Source organism: Arthrobacter sp. I3, assembly GCF_000520575.1.
GTDB lineage: Bacteria > Actinomycetota > Actinomycetes > Actinomycetales > Micrococcaceae > Arthrobacter > Arthrobacter humicola_A.
Genome location: NZ_AZSB01000522.1, coordinates 1 through 16,582 on the forward strand (window position 1 = coordinate 1; position 16,582 = coordinate 16,582).

Annotated in this window: 21 protein-coding genes and 2 pseudogenes; 10 read left to right on the forward strand and 13 right to left on the reverse strand. The window is 64.0% G+C overall.

Annotated features, from left to right (window positions below):
* On the forward strand, positions 1–1,162 hold a 1,162-nt coding region (locus tag Y706_RS29060; protein WP_216699092.1), incomplete at its 5' end, for a restriction endonuclease subunit S.
* 88 nt (positions 1,163–1,250) lie between these two features.
* Here Y706_RS29060 and Y706_RS30625 read toward each other — a convergent pair.
* Both Y706_RS30625 and Y706_RS29935 read right to left on the reverse strand, forming a co-directional pair.
* The gene (locus tag Y706_RS30625) at positions 1,251–2,075 is read right to left on the reverse strand and encodes a helicase associated domain-containing protein (RefSeq protein ID WP_343213015.1); all 825 of its coding nucleotides are present in this window, start codon (positions 2,073–2,075) and stop codon (positions 1,251–1,253) included.
* Positions 2,042–2,176, reverse strand: a pseudogene (locus tag Y706_RS29935) (NAD(P)-binding protein); the annotation flags it as partial. The pseudogene Y706_RS29935 and the gene Y706_RS30625, both read right to left, overlap by 34 nt.
* 288 nt (positions 2,177–2,464) lie before the next feature.
* Here Y706_RS29935 and Y706_RS23040 point away from each other — a divergent pair.
* Complete coding sequence (locus Y706_RS23040) at positions 2,465–3,151, forward strand: hypothetical protein (protein WP_052354977.1); 687 nt, start codon at positions 2,465–2,467, stop codon at positions 3,149–3,151.
* 73 nt (positions 3,152–3,224) lie between these two features.
* Here the strand turns inward: Y706_RS23040 and Y706_RS30630 are convergent, their stop codons facing one another.
* From Y706_RS30630 to Y706_RS28580, 5 genes and pseudogenes are all read right to left on the reverse strand, one after another.
* Entirely contained in the window at positions 3,225–3,704 is a 480-nt protein-coding gene (locus Y706_RS30630) for a hypothetical protein (RefSeq protein ID WP_343213016.1), read from the reverse strand.
* Between the two features lie 7 nt (positions 3,705–3,711).
* Positions 3,712–4,053, reverse strand: coding sequence for a hypothetical protein (locus Y706_RS30635; RefSeq protein WP_343213017.1), 342 nt, complete (start codon positions 4,051–4,053; stop codon positions 3,712–3,714).
* 221 nt (positions 4,054–4,274) lie between these two features.
* Complete coding sequence (locus Y706_RS0101840) at positions 4,275–5,297, reverse strand: hypothetical protein (RefSeq protein WP_156945038.1); 1,023 nt, start codon at positions 5,295–5,297, stop codon at positions 4,275–4,277.
* Positions 5,298–5,409: 112 nt separating this feature from the next.
* Positions 5,410–5,730 (reverse strand): DUF4913 domain-containing protein, encoded by a 321-nt coding sequence (locus Y706_RS23050; RefSeq protein ID WP_084475853.1) that lies wholly within the window; start codon positions 5,728–5,730, stop codon positions 5,410–5,412.
* A pseudogene (locus Y706_RS28580) lies at positions 5,708–5,956 on the reverse strand (NAD(P)-binding protein); the annotation flags it as partial. The pseudogene Y706_RS28580 and the gene Y706_RS23050, both read right to left, overlap by 23 nt.
* A gap of 227 nt (positions 5,957–6,183) precedes the next feature.
* Between Y706_RS28580 and Y706_RS0101850 the strand changes: the two are divergent.
* Positions 6,184–6,918 carry a hypothetical protein gene (locus tag Y706_RS0101850; RefSeq protein WP_028275250.1) on the forward strand — a complete coding sequence of 245 codons (735 nt, stop codon included), beginning with the start codon at positions 6,184–6,186 and terminating at the stop codon, positions 6,916–6,918.
* A 6-nt stretch (positions 6,919–6,924) separates the two neighbouring features.
* On the opposite strand, the gene Y706_RS0101855 is transcribed toward Y706_RS0101850, so the two are convergent.
* A complete protein-coding gene (locus Y706_RS0101855; RefSeq protein ID WP_028275251.1) occupies positions 6,925–7,308 on the reverse strand; it encodes a TfoX/Sxy family protein in 384 nt (127 codons plus the stop codon).
* Between the two features lie 255 nt (positions 7,309–7,563).
* Here Y706_RS0101855 and Y706_RS0101860 point away from each other — a divergent pair, with 255 nt between their 5' ends.
* On the forward strand, positions 7,564–7,767 hold the full coding sequence (locus Y706_RS0101860) for a cold-shock protein (RefSeq protein ID WP_011690916.1): 204 nt from the start codon (positions 7,564–7,566) through the stop codon (positions 7,765–7,767).
* 130 nt (positions 7,768–7,897) lie between these two features.
* On the opposite strand, the gene Y706_RS27355 is transcribed toward Y706_RS0101860, so the two are convergent.
* From Y706_RS27355 to Y706_RS0101875, 3 genes are all read right to left on the reverse strand, one after another.
* The gene (locus Y706_RS27355) at positions 7,898–9,055 is read right to left on the reverse strand and encodes a DUF6226 family protein (protein WP_052354978.1); all 1,158 of its coding nucleotides are present in this window, start codon (positions 9,053–9,055) and stop codon (positions 7,898–7,900) included.
* A gap of 89 nt (positions 9,056–9,144) precedes the next feature.
* Positions 9,145–9,327 carry a PspC domain-containing protein gene (locus Y706_RS0101870; protein WP_028275253.1) on the reverse strand — a complete coding sequence of 61 codons (183 nt, stop codon included), beginning with the start codon at positions 9,325–9,327 and terminating at the stop codon, positions 9,145–9,147.
* 85 nt (positions 9,328–9,412) lie between these two features.
* Positions 9,413–11,248 carry an AfsR/SARP family transcriptional regulator gene (locus tag Y706_RS0101875; RefSeq protein WP_043434173.1) on the reverse strand — a complete coding sequence of 612 codons (1,836 nt, stop codon included), beginning with the start codon at positions 11,246–11,248 and terminating at the stop codon, positions 9,413–9,415.
* A 316-nt stretch (positions 11,249–11,564) separates the two neighbouring features.
* Here Y706_RS0101875 and Y706_RS29525 point away from each other — a divergent pair, with 316 nt between their 5' ends.
* A complete protein-coding gene (locus tag Y706_RS29525) occupies positions 11,565–11,741 on the forward strand; it encodes a hypothetical protein (RefSeq protein ID WP_164468546.1) in 177 nt (58 codons plus the stop codon).
* Positions 11,742–11,881: 140 nt separating this feature from the next.
* Here Y706_RS29525 and Y706_RS0101885 read toward each other — a convergent pair whose 3' ends face one another.
* The gene (locus Y706_RS0101885; RefSeq protein WP_156945039.1) at positions 11,882–12,361 is read right to left on the reverse strand and encodes a hypothetical protein; all 480 of its coding nucleotides are present in this window, start codon (positions 12,359–12,361) and stop codon (positions 11,882–11,884) included.
* Between the two features lie 193 nt (positions 12,362–12,554).
* On the opposite strand from Y706_RS0101885, the gene Y706_RS0101890 reads away from it, so the two are divergent.
* From Y706_RS0101890 to Y706_RS0101910, 5 genes are all read left to right on the forward strand, one after another.
* A complete protein-coding gene (locus Y706_RS0101890) occupies positions 12,555–12,941 on the forward strand; it encodes a VOC family protein (RefSeq protein ID WP_028275256.1) in 387 nt (128 codons plus the stop codon).
* 124 nt (positions 12,942–13,065) lie between these two features.
* A complete protein-coding gene (locus Y706_RS0101895) occupies positions 13,066–13,407 on the forward strand; it encodes a YciI family protein (protein WP_028275257.1) in 342 nt (113 codons plus the stop codon).
* A 248-nt stretch (positions 13,408–13,655) separates the two neighbouring features.
* Positions 13,656–14,135 carry a hypothetical protein gene (locus tag Y706_RS0101900; protein WP_028275258.1) on the forward strand — a complete coding sequence of 160 codons (480 nt, stop codon included), beginning with the start codon at positions 13,656–13,658 and terminating at the stop codon, positions 14,133–14,135.
* Positions 14,136–14,387: 252 nt separating this feature from the next.
* The gene (locus Y706_RS0101905) at positions 14,388–14,855 is read left to right on the forward strand and encodes a hypothetical protein (protein ID WP_028275259.1); all 468 of its coding nucleotides are present in this window, start codon (positions 14,388–14,390) and stop codon (positions 14,853–14,855) included.
* A gap of 158 nt (positions 14,856–15,013) precedes the next feature.
* Positions 15,014–15,586, forward strand: a complete 573-nt coding sequence (locus tag Y706_RS0101910; protein WP_162159050.1) for a hypothetical protein — start codon at positions 15,014–15,016, stop codon at positions 15,584–15,586.
* Positions 15,587–15,636: 50 nt separating this feature from the next.
* Here Y706_RS0101910 and Y706_RS0101915 read toward each other — a convergent pair whose 3' ends face one another.
* Positions 15,637–15,942, reverse strand: coding sequence for a DUF1905 domain-containing protein (locus Y706_RS0101915; protein ID WP_028275261.1), 306 nt, complete (start codon positions 15,940–15,942; stop codon positions 15,637–15,639).
* Positions 15,943–16,582 lie beyond the last annotated feature (640 nt).

Consider the following 16,582-nt stretch of genomic DNA (forward strand, 5'->3'; position numbering starts at 1 on the left):
TGTGCTTGATCAGAATTCGACGACCATTGCTGTGGGCCAACCCGGTGACATCGTAATCGCGAAGGGAGGAAACACGCTCGCGAAGGTCGGCATAATTACCGATGATCATCCACATGTTGCCCTCAGTCGGGACCTAATCCTGCTGCGGACGGCTGGTCTGACTAGGAACAAATACTTTGTCTGGATGTTCCTCCACTCCAAGCACGGGCAGGACCAGCTGTGGCGAACAGCAAGTCAGACCGGGCAGCCGCACCTCACCCTGCCGCCCGTAGCAAGCATAAGGATCCCGGAGTTCACACAGGAATTTGAAGCGTCCTTTGAGTCGCTCTATTTGGCGTCCCGCACGCTGCGTGATCGGGCCATAGCATCGTATGGAGACGCTGAATCGCTCCTGACCGATTACCTGGGGGACGTCGACGAGTCACCGTCGACCAACCGGACTAGTGTCCGGACACTGGGAGAGACATTCGGCTTATCCGGGCGACTGGACGCTGAGTACTCTCAGGCAAAGTTTGAGCAGGTGGCCGAGCATATTCGATCAAAGCCTCACGAAGCGTTGGGTCGTTTGGTCCGCATCGAGAAGTCGGTGGAGCCTGGCACCTCTGCCTACAGCGACGACGGCGAGGGGATGCCATTTGTTCGCGTTGGAGACTTCGACAAGTTCGGAGTGACTGAGCCTTCCGTGCGTCTGTCCACCACTTTCGTAGCCGAAAACAAGGACCTGCTGGCTGGTCTGGCCCCTAAGCAAGACACCATCTTGCTCAGCAAGGACGGAAGCGTCGGGCAAGCATTCTGCATCCAGGAGGATTCGGACTTCGTTGTTTCAGGCGGCGTCCTTCTACTGACTGTCAAGGATCCCGAGAGCTGCCTTCCGAACTATCTTTCCGTGGTTTTGAATTCCAGGTTGGTCCAGCTCCAAGCCCAGAGGGATGCGGGAGGTTCCAATATTTTGCATTGGAAGCCCTCCGAGATCGCAGCTCTGGTGGTACCCACTATCGAGGCCGACATTCAGAAAGCGATCGCGGACTCTATGAAGAAGAGTCTTCGGCTTCGCCAGAACTCTGATGAAGCAGTCAGCAGGGGTCTAGTAGGACTCGAGCGGGCGCTCAAGGATGGGGTTCTTGAAGAACTGGCTGCTGACTGGAACCTGGATGAAGAATAACAGCCGGTCCATGACGTGGGCGAGCGCCAACGGCCCACACCTTGGGACGCATCAGGCCAGGGCTCTGGCCACGTCGTAGAACCAGTAGTTACCCACGGGGAGGCCGACCTCTCGTCCTGCCTCGTTTCCACCCGGGAGCTGCGTCGTCCAAAAGCTCGGTCTTCTCGGAATCAAGTTCGCCGCGGCGGCGTTTGTAGCGCTGCTTGTGGAGCCACACGCCGAGGGTGTGTTCGCGCTCTGTGCCGTAGTCATGGTGGCGGGGCCAGTCGTTGCCGTCCTGCCGGAAGTCCACGAGTTCGGCCAAGCGATTGTGCCAGCGCGCTTCGTCCGTAATTTCCCTGCGATTACCCGGCCATCCGGGCAGCTTGGTAAGACCGGCACTGTACGCGAGGTCAAGGGTACCCTCAGCTGCTTCGCGCCGGCGTCCGGACAGCCATCGCGCCATCGATCTTTCGCCCCGATCGTCAGAACGACCGTCAGGGAGCCTGCCCTCGGCCGAGACCCAAGCGATGACACCATCCATGCGGGCGAGATCCTTGGGAGAGGGGTAAGGAATGGGGGCGGCGCCGGCGGCAGCCTGATGCTGGGCTTCGAGGCCCGGGTCCTGGCGTCGGGCAATGGCCAAGTGGTATCCGACGGCGGCGGGCGTAACGCGCACGAGGGCAGCGATACGTTTCCGCCTCAGTCCGAGCCGGTACATGAGCACCCATTCGGCGTCAGGAGCCCGCCGCAACCGCCTGTCCATCATGGACCATCCTGCCACGGTCTTCCCGCAGGGCGGGCGGGCACCCGGTGGCGCGCGGCTGGTTTCGGAGCCAGGAGCGCTCCCGCAGGCTGGGGATACGGTGCGGGACCGTCGTACGTCAGCCCCCGCAGCATGTTGAGATAGAACGAGTCCCACCGGTCCTGCCATGCACCACCCAGGACATCCCGCCGCTCGAGCACCTGGTGCTCCACACCGTGCCGGGTGAGCAAGTAGCTCGTGGCCAGCCCCGCCTGCCCAGCCCCGATCATCGAGGTATTGACTCTTTTGCGGAGAATGGCGTCGGGCCGTTGTATCTGGGATTACAGGCGCACTGAAGCGACGCAGGCTGCCCGGCTCCCTAGGCGTCGAAGGTCCGATTCCTCCAAAATGCGGGACACTGGAAGTCCCGAACCACGAAAGCGGGCCACCTTGATTGGTCTCGATCACGACGCCGACGGCTTCACCCGGCTGACTCCATGGGACTGAGCGGGGCTGGCGGCGCCGGCCATCTCGATCCTCTGCTGTATCCGTGGGACCCGCCACTGGCTTCGGGTGTCATGGACGGTGATGAGTTCCGGCCCCTTGGGCCTTCAGCCGGACTGGAAGAAGCCCTCGCTCAAGCCGGCGCGGCGCCGCTGGAAGCCCGGTCCCTGGTGGTCTCCATCGGTTCGAATTCGAGCGCCGACGTGATGCGGCGGAAATTCGCCAGCTACCACCAGCCTGTCAGCGCGGTCCTGCCGCTGGTCCGGGGCCAGCTCCACAACATCGCCGTTGGCCACTCCGCCCATGTGAGCAAGGCCGGCTACATCGCCGCCGCCCCGTATCCCCTGCTGGGAGAGTGCACAGCGGTCTGGCTTTCGTGGCTGGACGATGTCCAACTGATGGCCCTCGATGAAACGGAGCCCAACTACCGGCGGATCCAGCTCGACGGCGAAGCCTGCCCGCTCGTAGTGGACCACGGGGAACGCCGGGAGGAGTTTTCGCTGTTCACCTCGCGTTGGGGCGTGCTGACCGATGGCGACGGCGGGAAGCTTCCCTTCCTCGACCAGCCTGCCCTCTTCGGGCTTCTTGCCGGCAGTGGCACCGGGGACCTCCTGGGGGAGGGGAAGTCCGTCTTCGACGGGCCGCCGGAGCTTGTCGCCGAGCAACTCGCCAAACCCTCGGTCCAGGCCTGGGCCAGGCAATGGTTCACCTCGGCCGGCCTCGCCGCGCCAGCGGACTTCGACGGGCCTTGCGCGGGGTAGCCACCCCTCTGGAACGTCGCCGTCACCGGGCGGCGATGTTCTGCGCATTGTTCTCCGCGATGTGCTGCGCAATCTATTCGGCATCGCGGCCCATGCCCGCCACGATGGACGAGCCGTGCCCGGTCAGCCACGGCAACCCGACCGCGTACAAGCCCGGGTGTTCGGTGACGCCGCGCTGGTGCCGCGGGTAGTTCCATTCGTCCAGCACCGGGATGTCCAGGATGCTGAAGTCCAGCCGGTAGCCCGTGGCCCAGAGGACCGACGTGACGTTGGCGGCTTCCAAGTTCAGCCGCGCCGGCTCCGAAGGAAGCCAGTCGTCCCTGCATGTCGGCTCCGGCTCCGGTGCCGACATGCCGGTGGCGGCGATATAGTTGTCGAACATCGACTTCATCCGCTGGTAGAACGCCGCCTCCACCAGGGCCAGGCGTTCCGGAAGGTCATCACTGAAGACGAGGTCGCCGTCGTCGGCTGCTTCCAAATGGCCATGCAGCCGGACGCCGCGCCGGCCGAGGTCCCGCAGGTGGATGTCGTGGCCGCCGTCGGCGCCGGACACCAGCGGGTTACGGGCGAACCGCGGGGGAGGACAGCTGCCCCACGATGAGGCCGTTCAGTCCGTAGTCGGGGCCGAATTGTGCAAGCTGCATCATCCAATAGAGGAGGTCCTGGCCGCGGTACCGGCGCGGTGCTTCCGGGCACGTGGACACCGCCAGGTGGACTTCGCGGCCGACGGCGAGCAGTTCCTTGGCGATCTGGCCGCCGGACTGGCCGGTGCCAACGATGAGCACGGCACCGTCGGGCAGTTGGCTCGGATTGCGGTAGCTGTCGATTTCCTGGCAAGCAAGGGCGGAAACGAAACCCAGATACGCGGCCACCTCGCAGCGGCCCGCCGCGGAGGTACACACCCCGGCGCCGCAGTGACCGCGGGCAAGGGGGCAGCGAAGGCCAGAAGGTCCCGAACAGGGGCGTCTGTGGGCGCGGAGCGAGGCAAGGGTGGTCTATTCCGCTAGCCGGGCCCAGCAGGAAAAGGGGTGTCACCCTTAGGTTGACACCCCTTTCCCTGTATCTGGTCGGTTTAGGAGGCTACGTCTTCGCACCACTCAATGTTGGACCGGTTCAGGGCAGTCTACTTTGCCGCATTCGCCCCAGATTTCCCGACCGCTGCTAGTAGTTCGCTGATGAAGGAAGAACCCAGCGTCACGCCCGAATCGTCTTTGGAGTCAGGAGAAGAACCGAATACACGTGCCGCGAAAGCTGCCCTCATTCCGTCGCGAATTGTCTCATCGTGTACGGGTTCCATGTAGCCGTCAAAGGTAAGCAGCTGCTCTTCGATGGTCTTGGCCCAGGTACCTAGGTCGCGGTGGTAGCCAGCCTGCCTACCGAAGTAAGTCGCCAGTCCCAAGACAGCGCCCAGTAGGGACACTCTGATGATCGCATCTCCTGTTGTCGTCTCGGCGGGATGGGACACGCCTGCGCCGAATGCGATCCAGTACGTGCCCACAATGCCGGCGAGCACACAAACTGCCGTTAGCCAGCGGAACTGAGTTGCAGTTCGTAGCTGCTGCTTTGATAGCGCTTTAAACCTTTTCGTCAGCTCTGCCCCCGAGGCAACTCCAGCGGCTATCTTGGCGCTCTCCGCTGCACCCTGGGCTTCCTTGGCAGCGGCCCTTGCTTCCTTGACGGCCGCGCGGAGGCGCTGTGAGAGATCCGCCTGTTCAATCCGCGTTGCAAGCAACAAGGTCCGGCGATGGTCGTCCCGCATCTTTGAGGCTTCTGACTTTTCCCCGGTGCCCTCGACTCGGGCGGCTTTATCCCTAGCCGTCTGTGCCACCTTGTCCACATATTTCTGGAGAGTGTCTAGTAGGTATGCACTCCAGAGCTCGATATTCTTCGAGTCGCGCTGCCTAAGAACATTCCCCAGTTGCTCGACCGTATTCTCGTGATCGTCGATGGATTTTTTGTCTTGCAGGACTGATTCTTCATAGGTTGAAAGAAACTCGTAGTCCGGGCTGAGGGCTTCCCACCAGATAAGCAGCACGTCCCTGAAACCCGCGTTTGCCTCGGAGTCTTCCATCCTTAACTGGTCCGTAACTTCCCTATACGCCTCGTTGAGGCTTTCGAGCCCGGTACTAAATTCGCTCAGCTTCATCTGCACGGTCTATTTGACCACGTCCGTTGACCAGCACCCGATACCCATCAGTCCTTGTTCAGGACCTTTTGGCTTCGCCTGCCAGGTGTGGGGGTCATCAAGACCTCTCTTGTCAAACGTCGGGGAACCAGCCGGCAGGGGCTTTCTTCGGTTCCAGATGCTCAGGATCCCGGTGTGCCTTCATGGCGCACCTGGGGAACGGGCTGCGTGGGTCGAGCAAAACATTCATGTCGTGGTCGGCATGGTCTTTCCACCGCACACTCATTCCCGTTGCACCGTCAAGGCGGTGGTGTTCCCATGCCCGCCACAGCGCTTCTATTCGTGAGCCGGCTTCGGGGTGGAAGTACCAATCGATGCACCACTTTGCGGAGCGGCCGTCGACATCTCTGTCGTAGGTGGGCAGCAGCTGCTGCTTCCGGAGCGGGCCCTTCATACGGCATGCCGGGCAGAGCGAGCGAGAAGTTCGGCGTGTTCAGGCAAAACGCGTCCCACCGGTCCTGCCACGCCCCGCCCAGCGTTTCGCGCCGTTCCAGCAACTGATGTTCGATGCCGGCCCGGCTTAGCCAGTAGCTCGTGGCCAGGCCAGCCTGTCCGGCCCCGACGACGAGGGTGTCGACACTTTGCGGAGCCGCAGGTCGGGCGGCCGTCGGGGTCTCCATGGTTCTTCTCCCGTAGCCAACGTGCAGGGCTGGCTTTGTTGGCAGGATAAGCCCGCAGCGTCGCTGCGTACAGGTGCCCGGAGACGGCGTGGGCCCCAGCGTGGTGTACGTCAAGGGTGTTCTGGTTCAGGGCGGACCGCTACCTTTTTCTATGGCCATGGCCATAGGCAAACAACGGTGCTCTGACCCCCTACGGGAATTTCTACTCAGAAGGAGTGGGAAAGGTCATGAATCGGCGAACCAAAATCTTCTTTGGTGTGATCGTCCTGTTGCTGGTGGTTGGTGGGGCGACATTATTTGTCCTCGACAACACAAAAAGGAGCGCAGCGGAGTACAACCCGCAGATCAACCCAGCCGATTTCACCACTGAAATCACCAATAAATACTTCGCCCTCCCTGTCGGCAAAAAACTGACGTACGAGACCACCGAGCAAGGAAGAGTCACCGAGAGGATCGAGATCGAAATCCTGCCGGAGACGCGGACCATAGACGGTGTTGAGACGGTGGTCTATCTGGACAAGGAGTACAAGAGCGGGCAGCTGGTAGAGGAAACCCGGGATTATCTGGCGCAACACAAAAACGGCGACGTGTGGTATTTCGGCGAGGACGTGGACAACTACTCGAATGGAATCTTGTTGAACCACTCCGGCAGCTTTTTACATGGAAAAGACGGCGCAAAAGCCGGGATCTGGATGAAGGCCGAGCAGCGCGTCGGCGACTCCTACAAGCAGGAATTTTACGTTGGCCAGGCGGAAGATATGCGGGACACTGTGGCTACCGGCGAGACCGTCTCCACGAAATCCGGCACCTACACCGACTGCGTCAAGGTCTACGACTGGACGCCGCTTGAAAAGAACTCCCGCGAGTACAAGTATCACTGCCCCCAGATCGGTGCGCTGGCCCTAACCGAGGACCTGGAAACCGGCAGCCGGTCAGAACTCGTGAATGTTGTAATGCCCTAAGTCTTGCTACTTCTTGGGCCGGGGTTTCGAAACCTTCGGTTCCTTCGGCGGCAGTCCGGCCACGTGCTCGAATGCTTTCGCCACCCAGGCCTTGGCCCGCGCCTCGTCGCCGTCGCCCTCGGCGTTCCAGATCTCCGGCAGCCCGGTGTAGCCGCCCATCGGACGCTCGGCCGGCCCGAACGGGACGGTCCGCTCGGTGCTTTCGAGCATTTCCTTGTCCGCCTCGCCCAGCTTCACGCCGATGGTGGGGCCGAACAGGCCGGCGAACATGTTCCCGTGCACGAACGCCCCCAGATTCCCGAACATCGGCTTGACCACCACCTTGGGATTATCAGGCAGCACCGAGCGGAAGTGTTCCTTGTCGGCGTCGGACGCCTTCGGCATTTCCATGGGTCTTCCTCCGGTAACTGACGGTCAAGGGCTGGTCTTCCTGCAGGATATGCCCGCCGCCGGGCACGTTACAGGCGGGGCGCGCAGACGGCTGGCGCGCNNGGTTGATCCTGTTGTTGTGTTTATGCAGTTCGTAGTTCAGGCAGTACGCATGGTCGAAAGCCCATGTTCTTCTGAAGCAGCGGTTTTGAGCACCCCAAACAGGAGGACCCGAAAGTCGGGACAGTTCCTCCACCTTCACGAAGGACAAAAATAATGGCTACTGGTACCGTCAAATGGTTTAACGCTGAAAAGGGCTTCGGCTTCATTTCCCCCGATGACTCCTCACAGGACGTTTTCGCACACTACTCTGCGATCAACTCCTCCGGCTTCCGCTCCCTCGAAGAGAACCAGAAGGTCTCCTTCGAAACCGAGCAGGGCCCCAAGGGTCCCCAGGCCACCAACATCCAGGCTATCTAATTTCCTTTTAGATACCCGGGACCGTTAGGTTTCGAGCAGGGCCCGTCTTCGGACGGGCCCTGCTTTTGTTTAACCCACCTGTGCTTCCAAGCGGCGGACGACGACGGCGGCGCGGCACCACCGTCGGAGTTCAGCTCCCGCGCAGCGGCCACGGACGCCACGGGCCGTCTACCTCCCGCAGCCGGATCTCTGCCTCGTGGAGTCGGGCGGGGGCGACGGGGCCGGGTTCGCCACTGCCGCTTTCCGAGCCCGAGCCGTCGAACGCGCTGAGTGCGTATTTGCTCCACCGCCGGCTGCCAACCGGATACCGTTCGGCGTATCCGCCGGCCGCGACCGAGAGCACCAGCCGCTCCATCCGGTCCGCTGCTGTCTCAGCCGTCTCGTCGCACGCGTCGCAGCCGCACACGGGAAACGGGAAGTCGTGCAGCACACCGGCGTGGACCATGACGCCCGGATAGCCGGTCAGCACAAACGTCAATGGCGCCGCTCCGGAACGCCGCGGGGTGACCCGAACTGCATGCAGCACGTCCCGGATCTCAATCAGCAGGTCCCTGGCGTGGACCGGATCCTCATGGACCTCGACGTCGTACGCGGTAGCCAGATGGTCGATCAGGGCCCGTGCCACGATGTGGAGTCCGGCGAAACGCTCGGGGTGGCTGTCCACGCTGTAGGAATCACGATCGGGCCCCTCAGCGCCCCACTGCCGGCCGTAGGGAATGGGTTCCCCGGCGGGGGAGTAGTAAGTGGTCGTCGGCAGGTCCGGCCGGGCATAGCGGGGCTGTCTTGCCGCCGGTGGTACCGGAACGGGCCGCATTGCCGGGGACTCATGCACTTCCTCCCTGGCCCAGTCCAAAAGCGCGGAAACGAACCCGCGCAATGATTCTTCGTCCGCGCTGCGCACAGCCACCAGCAGACGGTCGACGTCGAACTGCCGCTGCCGGTTTCCCACCGTGGAAGGTGCGCCTTCGTAGGCGGCCCAGTGCGCGTCCGGTCTCAGGCGGGCGATGGCGTTCCCGGCGAAGACGGCCGCCGCGGCACTGAGCGTGTTGTCGTTTTCAAAGTGAGAGCCGAACGTGCGCAGGAACGAAATGAGCCGCTCAGGATCCGAAGCCACTTCTTCGGCGCTGACTCCGCGGCCGGTGCAAAATTCGATGAACGGGGCGTAGCCGGCCACGTGCCTGACCTTGGCCGGTTCGCCCTCCGCAGGTTGATAGAGGGCCTTACCCCGGGCCATTGGCTCCGGCATCCCGGACGGTTGCCCTTCGAACAAGTCCTCGGTTGGCCCCATACCGCGATCCTAGGGCACGGGGCAGCGCGATGGATGGGCTACTCAGTTCCAGTGAGGCCACCGCTCGGTGCGGCGGTCCTGCCCTGCAGCTAATCGTCCCGGGGGATGAGGATCCACAACGCGACGTAGACGAACTCGCCCACGCCGAACAGGCCGAAGAACATGAACCCGAGCCGGACAAATGCCCGGGGGACTTCGAAACGGTCGGCCAGGGCAGCGCACACGCCTGCGAAGATTTTGCCGCGTCTGGGGCGAACCAAGGTTGCTGACATTTCGCTACCGTAGCACCAGGCGCGCGTCGAGTCAGCAGTGTCTTTCGCCCCTGCCGCCCAGTACAACAGCAGGCGCCGCAGCTGATCAGAGCTGGCCCCGCCGCGCCAGGTACGTGTTCAATGCCGGGTTGTCGATGTCCTTGGCCAGCCACGGGATGGTCTCCGCTGCGGCAGCATCGCCCAGGACGGCCCGGTGCGAGTGCGCCCGGACCACCAGTTCGCGCAGTGCGCCGCGGCTGGCCATGATGCCCAGCCGGTCGGCGTAGTCCCCGGCTGCGGGGGAACCGGCGTCGATCGCGACCTCGGCGGCGGTGTCCAGCAGCCGCGCCCGGTACCAGAGATACCAGGGCGTGGTGTCGAGCCCCCGCTTCAGCCACGACTCGGCCGACGCCTGATCATTCAACGCCATGCTGAGCCGGGCCTTGGCCCCCGCGGCCAGGGTCAGGTAGCAGTGGTCGCCGGCGACGTCGGCCATCACCCACGAACGGTCGATCAGGGGAGCAGCGTCCTCCAGCCGGCCTGCGGCGAGGAACGTCTCGCCGCGGAGGCCGGCGACAAACGGCTCAAACGCGGTCCAGTGCTCGGCCGCGATCAGTTCCTGGGCCCGGTCCAGGCAGTCGGCCGCCGGCTCCAAATCCCCGCGCAGCAGATGCACCCGGCCGGCCAGGGCGGTGCTGAACGCCAGCAGGCGGCGGCCGCCCACGGCCGTGGCAAGCCGTCTCGATTCGGCCAAAGCCGCCAGCGACTCACCGTAATGCGCGGTATCCGAGGCCGCCATGCCCTGGATGGCCAGGATCCTGGAGCGTTCGTCGTCGAACCCGTCGGCCGCCCGGGCCGCCTGCTCCAGCCAGCCGGCCGCACGGTCCGGAATGCCCCGTTGCACGGACAGGTACCCCAGCTCCCGGTATGCGGCCGCCGCCACCCGCGACGCCGGCCGCCCGGGGTTCCGTGTTCCGGACTGCAGCGACTCAGGATCCAGTCCTTCCGATTTCAAAGCCCGGTGCAGGAGATCGGCCACCTCGGCGCCGCGGCCGCCGGCCTGATGGATCAGCGCCCCGGACAATGTGACCAAGGATTCGGCGAGCAGATGATGGTCGCCGGTCCGTTGCGCGATCTCGGCTGCAAGGCGCAACTGCTCCAGCCCGCGGTCCACCGAGCCGGCCGAGAGCGACGCCTCGGCGGCATCCAGGTAGGACCGCACCGCGGCCGAACTGGCCGGCAGCCCCGGCTCCGCGGCGGGCGCCGCATCTGCCAGTGCCCGGCGCACCTCCGCCGGCACGCCGAGTCCGAGCTCCCGCCGGTACAGCTCGCGGCACTTGTCGGCCTGTTCCCGCGCCCGCCGGTAGTCACCCAGGGCTAGCAGGGCTTTGATCAGCACGGCATGGCAGTCCGCGTTGAAGGGGTCCAGGTGCAGCGCGCGGGTGGCGAGGTCGACGGCGTCGTCCGCCCTTCCGGCCGCCAGCGCGGCGAGCGATGCCTCGTAGAGCAGCGTCAGGACAGAGTTCTCGAGCCGGTGCCGCTGGTCCTCCAGCCAGGACTCGAACGCCGGGCATTCTTCGAAGGCGAGTCCCTCCAGGAGGTCGCCGTCGAAGGTGCGGGGGTCGGCGCCGCCGGCTGGCTGCAGGGCGGCAAGCACATCGCAGTTCCAGCCGGCCGGCAACACCAGCCGCAGCGGATCGCCGCCCACCGAATCCGCGCCGAGGGTCCGGCGCAGCTCGGAGAGATTCCAGCGCAGGGCACCGAGCGGGTCCTCGGCGTCGGGGAACAGGAGGGCCGCCGTCCGGGCCCGGCCGGTGCCGCCCGGTTGCAGCGCGAGGTAGGCCAGCACAGCCCACGCCTTGCGGCCCCGGGGCTGCCGGGGTGCGGTGCCAGCGGACTCGATCCGGGGCGGACCGAGGAGCCGAATCCAAGTCTCGGCCATATGAGTCATGCTACGCCGCCAGCGGGCGCACGGGAGGGGCCGACGGCGGGCGTGCGGCGGGGGAGCGACGGCGCCTGGCCGGCGCCTGATCGGAGCCGAAGGGAGCGGGAAGCGGGCGGAAACCACAGCGGAAAATGCTCACACGGTGGCTCACACGGTGGGTGCGGAAACTGGACATGTCCCCACAAGAGGACCGGAAACCTGAACCCCAGCCGCAAACTAAACCCGCACCGATCTCCCGGGATTCCGGCCCAACAACCTGATCCATCATCAGCCCCAACAACCAGCTCCATCACTCGCCCGAGGTGCTCTTCACATGGAATTTGCCGCTTTCCTGCTCGCCGGACTCCTGGTCTTCGCAGCCGTCGCCACCATCGTCGCGGTCGTCCGCGACGGCCGGGGCCACACCCCTCCCATCCGGTCCACCCGCCCCTGGATGGCAGGCAACCTGCCCAGCGAACCGTACGCATCCCTACGGTCTCTCCAGGGCTGACCGAATCTCAACGGCCGCACGCCAGTAACCGCACGGGCCTGACCCCCGCCTCCAGCATGGGAGGCGGGGGTCAGGCCCGGGGTCGTGCGGTGCCTTCGCGGAGCGCTTCGTGGCGGCATTCTGTTATCGCCGGGTGTCGGTCACGGGGCCTGCGTAGCCCCGGTCTGAGGAGGCCGGTCTTTCAAAAGGACCGTCGCGGCGATTGCGGTCCCAAACGCGAAGAGGACCAACGGAGTTTGGAAAATCGCGCCCATGATGGCGAACCCTGCATCGGCTATTGGCTTCGACGCCGAAAATAGGCAGGCGGCGTCGATGGCCAATGCGGCCGCATAGCCGACGAAGAAGCAGACGAGCAGCGCAGGAGTCCTGTAGGTCTTCGTGAACGCCCTAACCGCGAAGTCGTAGGCCAGGTATTTGAGTCCGATCATGGAGGGTGCGAAGGTCAGAACGTAGAAAACGTCCACGTCCTCCGGAAATTCGGCGAGCGGAACGTTCGCGGTGCCTTGGTAAATGCCGGCTGAGTGGAACCAAAAGCCCGCCAGCTGGGCAGCGACAAGCAGGGCAGCCGCGGCACCGTACCGCAGCAGTACCGTTCCACGCCGTGTCATTCGGATTGCCATGGCGTCAGTATGACAGTGCCCGTCAAGGGCTTCCGCTCGAAGACTGGGCCACCGGCCGGCGTCGTGATCTCAGCCTATGTTTCCCTGCTGAGACTGGCGCCATGAACGTTCCAGGGACGTAGCCGGCGCTCTTGAAATCTGAAGAGTGCCGGATGTCAGATGGTCTCAGACAACCACACCGGAGGAGGTCGCCATGACGGTCGCTTTCAACCACACCATCGTCTACGCAACGGATAAGCGGCGGTCGGCGAAGTTCCTGGCCAACGTGCTCGGACTGCCGGAACCCCAAGCCATGTGGTCCTTCATGACCGTGCCGCTGGACCACGGGGTGGCCCTCGATTTCGCCACGGCGGACCGGCCCATCGCCCCGCAGCACTACGCCTTCTTGGTCAGCGAGGAGGACTTCGACGGAATCTTCGCAAGGATCCAGGCCGAGGGCATCCCCTATTGGGCGGACCCGGGACGGTCCCGCCCACAGCAGATCAACCACAACGACGGCGGACGCGGCGTCTACTTCGCGGATCCTGACGGGCATTTCCTTGAAGCAATCACGCGCCCGTACGGATCGGGTGCTGTTTGACGTCCCAGGTTCACCGTCACGGCCACCGGGGCCGCCGAGACCGTTGCGCGGCACGATGGCATCGGCGAGGATGTATGCGGTCCACCGAGCTGCAAACCGTGCTGCAAACAAGGAGTCGACGCGAATGACCAAGTATCTGATCTCGTTTCCGAGTGCCGCCATGGTCTTCCCTGACGAAGAGCTGCAGGCTGTTTCGGATGCGTCGCACGCGGTCGTCCAGGAGGCGAAGGACGCCGGCGTCTGGGTGTTTGGCGGCGGCATCGATGAGAGCGTCCCGCCCGTCATGGTCGACGGCGACGGGACGGTGAGCGAGGGCACTTACCCGCAGACGACGCAGCTCGAAGGCGGCTACTCGGTGCTGGAGCTGCCCTCGTACGATGCTGCCTTGGAGTGGGCCGCGAAGATCGCGGCCGCCTGCCGTTGCGCGCAAGAGGTCCGCGCTTTCCAGTACGACCCCGCCAGCTAGCTATACTGCGCGCCGGGGGTGGCTTACACTGACCTCGGCTGGTGGGCGCCGGGGGAGGGCACATGTCAAGACGACATCTTTGTGGGGCAGTAGTGGTGACTCTCGGGCTGGCCTTGGCCGGGTGCTCTGGATCCACGCAACCCGGTCAAGCCTTCACTTCGCCCACCATGCGTGCGGCACCCTCAACCCCGAGTCCTCAGCCGAGCCCGTCCATCGCCCACGACGGCAACGTGAAGGGAAACAGCGCGGTGAGCGTAACCGTGGCACCTGACATCTTCGACCAGCAGGGCGAGAGGTACGAGGAAGGACTGGGTGACGGATGGGAAACGTCACCCGCGTTCCTTGTCGAGACCGACGACCAGGACAAGGCGGCCGCGGCATTGTATGCCGCGGCAGGGCGCTTTATGTCGGTGGACCAGAACGGCAAGGAACTGAGCCCCGCCGAAATGACTGGCGACTACCCCCAGTACACGCCAAACTACGTCTCCGACGTCTATCTGACCGAACTGGGCCCCATGATTGTGACCGACACCAAAGGCGAACTCTCTAGAGGCATGGCGGAGAGGATGCTGCTCATACTTGAGACTGAGCTCCGCGCCCAGGGGATCACGGCCCATGTGACTGCTCCACCGGCCGACCTCTCACTCGACGGCACGCCAATCTGGCGACCTCCCACCGAGACCGCCGTGCACGCGGGAGCTGACGTGAAGGCGCCGACGAGCGAATAGCGGCGGCGGGAGAACCTCGGGGCACCGTTCCCCGCCCCGGACAGGCGCGGAACACCGGCGTCGTCGGTCAAGTGTCTAGACACCCGCATTGGCGCGGGAGCATCCTAAACGTGTGCGCGTTTCGGGAGGAGAGCGGCCACGGGGCAGGGAGATCCCGCCCTGGCTGGGGAACCCTGGGGAACCGGTGGACCGTTGGCAGTCCCACCTTCCAGGCGTGCGGACACGATCGGCGAGGGAACCGGGGACCAGATCATGGACGAAACATCCGATACGCGGCAAAGGCTGTCCAACCGCATCGACGAGAAGCAACGGGACCTTCAGTCCTACCTCGGCAGGGAACGACCACGGCGCTCCCGGCTGGCCAGCATCAGCATCGTGGGCAGTGCGCTGGCCGCCGCGTTCACGGTCGGCCCCGCCGCCGGTGGCACGGGGTTCACTGAAGCGGTGGCGAACATCTTCAACCTGGCCGACGACTCGATTGTGTGGCGCGGACTGTGTCTGCTGGCGGTGATCTGCTCCGTTGCCGCGGCGCTGGCCACGAACTTTGCCACGTCCCGTTCCGTGGCGGACCGTGTGAGCGCAGCCGAGACCGCCAGCGCCCAGCTGGAGGGGCTGCAGGTCGCACTGAACTTCGGCCACATCGAGATCGACGAAGCCGTCAAGCTGTATCAGCAATACGCCACGCAGGTGGCCTTCGTGGAGGCGTCTCCGGCGGGGTGAACTGTTCCTTCAAGCGGCGGCTCAACAGAGAGCACAAGCGCTCGAGTCGCCCTGCGGCAACCCCTGCAATCCAGTCCCTGTTGTCAGCCGTTGAGGCCGCGTAGAGTCCTCTCGAGGAATGGTGGCAGAGTCGATCACCTATTGGGGGCGTGGAACTGATGAACACGACTTTGCGCCGGACGCTGACCCGACCGGCCTTCTGGGCGGCCACTGCAGGCCAGCTCGTCATCTCGACCCAGATTTGGGTCGCCCTTCATGTCGCCTTTGACCCCGCGAGCTCATTTCGGGAAGAGCTGTGGCCGGCCGCGATGAGCTTTGCCGTTGTGATCACGGTATCCACCTTCCTTTCCCCGCTGCTCGAGCGAGCCATCCTCAAAGACGATGACAGGCTCAGCCCCGAGCAGGCCGCCTCGCTGGAGCTGGCTCTGCGCACGGGCGCACTTCCTCTCGCCAGCCTCTTTGCTGACTGGGGACCTACGCTTGAAAAGAGGCGGCGGGACCTGAGGTTTGGCCAATGGCTGGGGCCGATCTTCATGGCCGGACCCATCGCCCTTAACGTCCACGACTCCTCCGTTGACCCGGACGGAGTCTGGTTTTACTCGATCAGTGCGGTTTTGTATGCCGTCCTGGCGGTCGCGGGCCAAGGCGTCGGACGGCGGAGAATTCGGCGCATTGCGTCACTCGAGCAACAGCTTCAGGAGCTCCGCGGCAGAGTTCCCAGCCCCCGCTAGCCAAGGCGGGGCGGTTACGTGGGTGGGCGCTCCGAGGACCGCTGCCGGTGTCAGCAGTCAAGAATCAGCTCGACTTCCACGTCCACCTCATCGCCGGCGCGGATGCCGGCCGCGGTTCTGATGGCCTTCTTGACGGGGAGGAGGTACGAGTTGGTCCTGCTGTCCGGGAAGAGCGACGTCGACCACCGCTGCCCGGCGATGCAGGCCTTCACCTTCACCGAACCGAAGCCCTTCCGAAACGGAGCGGCCTGGTCCTTGAGCTGCTCCGCCAGGTCCGGCGGCAAGGTGATGAAGTGCCAGCCTGCCTGCTCGGGGTAGTGCCACAGCTCGGCTCGGAACGCGTACGACGTCGTCACGCTCTTAGTGTGGCACCGGGAGCGGAGCCCTGTGCTTTGCATGTGTGACCCACTCCATAGAAGCCCGACGCCGGCCCGCCGGCCTTTGGGGGTGGTCGGAGCTGCCGAAATCCGCGCGGTTCCGGGGAATGTGACGCCAGGGGACCCCTCAGGGGGCCGATTTGTGCAGGGTCCTCCCGGCGTGTAAAGTAATTCGAGTCGCCGCCGCTGATGCGGAAAGAAAGCGACCGACCCCCTTCTAAACAGCCTGAAAATGGTTCGCAAATTTGCGCGCTGAATAACGGCGGGGACCTTCTTGGATGAATGTAAATCGCAGAAATGCGAATTTGCAAAGACTTCCAAGATCGGGTAAGTTTGAAAAGTTGCTCCGGAGCGATCCGCGACCGAAATGTTGGTTGTGGTGGTGCCGGGTGTGTCTGTTGTTTGAGAACTCAATAGTGTGCCAAGTTTGTTGATACCAATTTATTGTATTGAATTGGTTGAATTTGCCGGGCCCGCCACCCCGTGGTGTGGTCTGGTGTTTTTGGCTGGTTTCAAATTTTGTGCAGCGTGTGTATCCCGTTTTCCCGGGGGCGCATGTTGTGTCTGTTTTACTTCAACGGAGAGTTTGATCCTGGCTCAGGATGAACGCTGGCGGCGT